At 43.7% G+C, this 4,593-nt stretch carries 4 protein-coding genes; 3 read left to right on the top strand and 1 reads right to left on the bottom strand.

From position 1 onward, the window contains the following. The 3 genes from MK127_08250 to MK127_08260 form a co-directional block, all read left to right on the top strand. On the top strand, positions 1–723 hold a 723-nt coding region (locus MK127_08250), incomplete at its 5' end, for a calcineurin (protein ID MCH2532782.1). A gap of 26 nt (positions 724–749) precedes the next feature. Beyond that, positions 750–2,567, top strand: coding sequence for a signal peptide peptidase SppA (gene sppA / locus MK127_08255; protein ID MCH2532783.1), 1,818 nt, complete (start codon positions 750–752; stop codon positions 2,565–2,567). 112 nt (positions 2,568–2,679) lie between these two features. Beyond that, a complete protein-coding gene (locus MK127_08260) occupies positions 2,680–4,062 on the top strand; it encodes a PhoX family protein (protein ID MCH2532784.1) in 1,383 nt (460 codons plus the stop codon). Between the two features lie 130 nt (positions 4,063–4,192). Here MK127_08260 and MK127_08265 read toward each other — a convergent pair whose 3' ends face one another. Then, positions 4,193–4,480 (bottom strand): DUF3303 domain-containing protein, encoded by a 288-nt coding sequence (locus MK127_08265; protein ID MCH2532785.1) that lies wholly within the window; start codon positions 4,478–4,480, stop codon positions 4,193–4,195. Positions 4,481–4,593 lie beyond the last annotated feature (113 nt).

Genomic DNA, 4,593 nt, shown 5'->3' on the forward strand with positions numbered 1-4,593 from the left:
GAGATTCTGGATCTTTTTGAGAGGCTAAGGATTGAGTCGGCTGCCGCTGGCGGAGCGTTTCACGCCTTATTGGGCAACCACGAACTCATGAATGCGCGTCTTGACTTACGCTATGTCACTGACGGTGGTTATACCGATTTTGTGGACGTCGTGGAGTACGATGCTAGTGACTCCGTTCAAGTTTGGGACCGCTCATCTGCAAGCTTTAGATCTTCCACCCTTGCGGAATTTGAACCGTATCAGCGTGCCCGCGTGGCCGCACTCATGCCTGGTGGCCCTTACGCAAACCTACTGGCTGAGCGACAGGTGATTCTCCAAATCGGAGAAAACGTGTTTGTTCATGGAGGTGTACTCCCAGAACATGTTGCGTACGGTATCGACGAGATTAACAGTGCAGCACAAGCATGGCTCCGAGGAGAATCCGATCTTCCCTCAGTGTTGTCGGGTTCGAGTAGTCCTCAGTGGACCCGATTGTACTCTGATGATCCTGATTCTTCGGCGTGCTCAGTTCTCGAAGAGGCATTAGATGCGTTAGGGGCCAAAAGAATCGTTGTGGGGCATACGATCCAAGAGTTGGGGATTGCCAGCGCATGCGGAGGGCAAGCTTGGCGCGTCGACATAGGTATGGCCCAGTATTACGCTTCGAGGACTGAGTACGGGGGTTCGGTAGCGGTCCTTGAAATCGTTGGCGACTCAGTCCGGGTGCTCGAGGATGGTGGTTGACTGAAGTGAACTATACCAGGAGAAAAATGACTTCTATAAAATCGATATTTAGTAGGCTGGGCAAATTCCTTGAGAAAGCTAGAATGGTCCTGCTCAATCTGGGGACTGCATTAGTATTAATCTTTATTACGATAGCAATCGTAGGGATTTTTCCTACCTCAAAAAAAGTTGATCCCGCAGGCAAGGTTTTAATTTTCAACCCAGAAGGCATAGTTGTTGACCAAGAAGCATTTAATTTAGCTGACGGTTTTCTTAGCCTTTTTAGTGAAAATGCAAACCAAATTCAAATTAGAGATTTATTGGAAGTGATTGAAAATATAAAAGCGGATGAAGCAATTTCGGCCGTTCTCTTAGATTTTAGTAATACTGACTTTGCTGGCCCCACTACCCTACTGACTGTCACCGATGCAATCCATTCTCTAACTGGAACTGGCAAAGAAATCATAGTGCATCAAGATAGGATGTTTACCTCTGATTTTATGCTATCAGCTGCAGGTGATGAGATATGGGTGCATCAATCGGGTGCTTTTAATATCTCTGGTCTTGGTGGATATAGAAATTACAACAAAAGATTATTAGAAAATCTAAAACTGACTATTCATAATTATGCTCAAGGCGACTTTAAATCTGCTGTAGAAGGAAATACTAGAGATTCAATGTCTGAAAATGACAGATTACAGCAAACTGAGATGCTAGATCCTATTTGGACAGCGATGAAGGAGAAAATGGCTTACAGAGAGAATGTTCAGCCACTCGATATCCAATACTTTGCAGATAATTATTTCTCCTATCTCCCTGAGGCTGCATTTACAAATATCAAAGCAGCGACTGATTTCAATCTTATTGATGGGACAAAATCATTTCCCGAATTTAGGAATCATATGATAGAAAAGTTCGGTGAAAATGAGGACGGCGATTCATTTAATAGTATTTCACTCAGTGCCTACATGAGCACCTTAGATAAGCCCCAAGATGATGCAGAAGAAAATGTTGTTGTGATAACTGCTGAAGGAGCTATTTCAGAAGAGGCTCTTTCACCTGGAGTAGTAGGTTCAGATGAACTAGTAGACATAATTCAAGATGCTCATCAGTCTGAAGAAACCAAAGCAATTGTTCTGAGAGTTAATAGTCCTGGTGGATCAATCATTGCAAGTGAAATGATTGCCGATGAACTCATGGAAGCTAAAAGGAAAGGCATTCCAATAGTTGTATCTATGGGTGACTACGCAGCATCTGGTGGAGTCTATATTGCAACTCCTGCTGACTATATTTTTTCAGAACCAACCACAATCACAGGATCTATTGGAGTTGCGATTACTATTCCTACTGCTGAGGATGCCTTCGATTATGTTGGAATCGATTTTGATGGTGTTGTCACCTCAAAATATGCTGGTTGGGATGTAAATCTACCAATCGATGAAGATCTGGATGCGAAATTTGCAGAATGGGGAAATGATGCCTATGACAAGTTTATTACTCTTGTAGCATCCTCTAGAAACAAAACATTTGATGAAATTAAAGCAATTGCTGGTGGCAGAGTTTGGATTGGTACCAAAGCATTAGAATTGGGATTGGTTGATGAAATTGGTGACATCAAAGACGCTACTCAAAAAGCTGCTGAAATTGCAGAATTAGAAACCTATAAAGTTGTATATGCAGGGCAAGAAATGTCTGCAGAGGACCTATTTTTTCAAGAGCTACAGAAAATATTTGATATAGGCATAAAAAATACTGAGGCTTATGTATTTTCTAAGAAATTTATAGAATTTTTTGATACGGTTATGGAAGACGCCAAGCTCAATGCATCTTACACATGCACAGAATGCTTAATTGAAATCGATTAGTTAATCCTGGGTATTCATTTTCTGGCAGAGTTTCCCTAAATGTGCCTCTTGCTTTGTGTGCTTTATAACCAGTATTTAGTGGAACCAATTTAAACATTAGTTAAGGTGATCAATGATATCTCGAAGAAAGTTCCTAAGCTCAACAGCTGCTATATCCGTAGCATTTCCAGCTCTTCGATGCACTTCTCTTGATACGAGTGCTACAAATGTACAATCCGGATCTGGGTCCAGGTTTGGCCCGTTGCTTAAAGACCCTGAAGGTATAATTGCACTCCCCGAAGGTTTCAGCTACAAAATTATTTCTCGTCACGGCGAAAAAATGAGCGATGGATTTTTCGTGCCATCCAAACATGACGGCATGGGTACCCTGTCGGGTCCTAATGGCTTAACAGTTTTAATAAGGAACCACGAAGTCGTTCGTCATAGGCCAGAGGACGGTCCCTTTGGTCATGACCTTGAACTGCTAAGTCAAATAGATCAATCCCTCCTATACGATGCAGGTACGGGTGGAGTTCCTCCAATGGGTGGAACTACTACCCTGCTCTACGATACAAAGAATAAAGGCCTAGTGTCTCACCACCTAAGCCTAGCTGGAACCATACAAAACTGTGCTGGAGGGGTTACTCCTTGGGGGTCTTGGATTAGCTGTGAAGAGATCGTGAATGAACCCGGAGAAGGACGAGCTAAAGAACACGGCTATAACTTTGAAGTGCCTTCAGACTTGAACAATCCCTTAGTTCGACCCGAACCACTCAAGGCTATGGGTAGATTTAAACACGAGGCTATTGCAGTACATCCGGGTAGTGGAGTGGTATATCAGACTGAAGACCTTAACGATGGTCTGCTTTATCGTTTTATCCCCAATATCCCAAGCCAATTAAATCAAGGAGGACGACTTGAAGCTTTGTCAATCAGAGGGAACCCGAGCCTAGACATTCGCAATTTCAACGGGAAAAACATAGAGAAAGGAGAAGTACTGGAGGTGGACTGGATTGAGTTGGATGATGTTGAATCTCCAGATGATGATCTTAGGCATAGAGGGTTCGATGCTGGTGCAGCTCGTTTCGCACATGGAGAAGGGATCTTCTACGGAGAGATGAATGGTACGGAAGAAGTGTACATCGCATGTACAGAGGGTGGAGAAGCTAGACTTGGTCAAATTTGGAAATATCGGCCTAGCAGCGCTGAAGGCACTCCGCAAGAAAAAAATAGCCCGGCTACATTGGAGCTTTTTGTAGAAGCTGATTCTGGAACCATTTTAGAAAACGGAGATAATTTAACCGTATCGCCGTGGGGAGATCTAATAGTCTGTGAAGATGGGACTGGAGATGACTATCTTCTGGGTATAACTCCTGCTGGAGAAGTTTACAAACTAGCGAGAAATCTCAATGGTAACGGAGAATTTGCTGGGGCCTGTTTCTCTCCTGATGGTTCGACGTTCTTCGTCAATATGCAAGTCGATGGATGGACTCTAGCTATAAATGGTCCTTGGTAGGAAGGTAGTTACTCCTAGCAGTGTTACTCCGAGTGATGTTGCTGCCATAAGAGATGCTAAGAGGCCCGCTCATCCTTCACAGAATTCGCGGGCCTCTTTTACCTTCGGCGATACCGATCAGCTTACTTCCCTAGGACAAGCTTTGAACGACCGCTCTCGTCTCCGCATCATCTAAAACGGGGGTAACTTCGATATCACAGACGTGATTCCAGTTCAAAAGGAAGGCAGTCACCGTATCCATGGAGTCGGCTTCTACAATCGCTACTCCTGTCCCAGACACTGGTTCGTGCCACCTACCAATTTGTGTCATAGACGGACCCCTTTGGGCCGCGTCATCCTCAGGTGTCATTGAGCCAAAGGTTTGAAGCACTTCGTGTCGCTTGTCTTCGTGTACTGTCCAGTTGATCATGAACTTCATATTGTTGCTCCTCTTCTCTATTTTGCACTATAACGACTGGCAATTATTGATGATTAACGGTTTGCACTGAAAGATAACTCATTATTTCTGTTCAATATGAACCGTTCGATTTC

It is taken from the genome of Dehalococcoidia bacterium (genome assembly GCA_022449765.1).
Classification (GTDB): Bacteria; Chloroflexota; Dehalococcoidia; order Lucifugimonadales; family Australimonadaceae; genus UBA2963.